This is a genomic window from Halomonas elongata (genome assembly GCF_029081005.1).
Taxonomy (GTDB): Bacteria; Pseudomonadota; Gammaproteobacteria; order Pseudomonadales; family Halomonadaceae; genus Halomonas; species Halomonas elongata_B.
In genome coordinates, this window is record NZ_JAJQTQ010000119.1 from 1 (window position 1) to 389 (window position 389).

At 68.6% G+C, this 389-nt stretch carries 1 protein-coding gene; it reads left to right on the forward strand.

The genetic code is table 11. The annotated features are described in order from the left end of the window. Window positions 1–389 (forward strand): GntR family transcriptional regulator (locus LU493_RS19705; RefSeq protein WP_275289494.1); only part of this gene is annotated, 389 nt, incomplete at both ends.

Below are 389 nucleotides of genomic sequence, written 5' to 3' on the forward strand. Positions count from 1 at the left end.
GAAGCAATTAACCTCCCGCTTTATCAGCGTATCGCCCGCCAGTTGAAATCGGCGATTGAACGTGGCGAACTGACCCCGGGCAGCCGTTTGCCCGCCAGCCGGGTGTATGCTCAGGAGCAGGGCGTTTCCCGGGCGACCATCGAAAACGCCTGGGGAGAGCTGGTCGCCCAGGGATGGCTCGAACGGCGTGGGCAGGCGGGGACCTTTGTCAGCGAGCGGCTCAGCCCGCGCCAGCTGGCGCCGGTACCGCCAGTGCAACCGGCCGCGCCGACGGAGCCGCTGCCGTTTCAGATGGGGCTGCCGGCGCTGGATCTCTTTCCGCGCGGGCAGTGGGCGCGGGTGATGGGGCGTCGGCTGCGGACGCAGTCGCGGTTCGATCTTGCACCCGG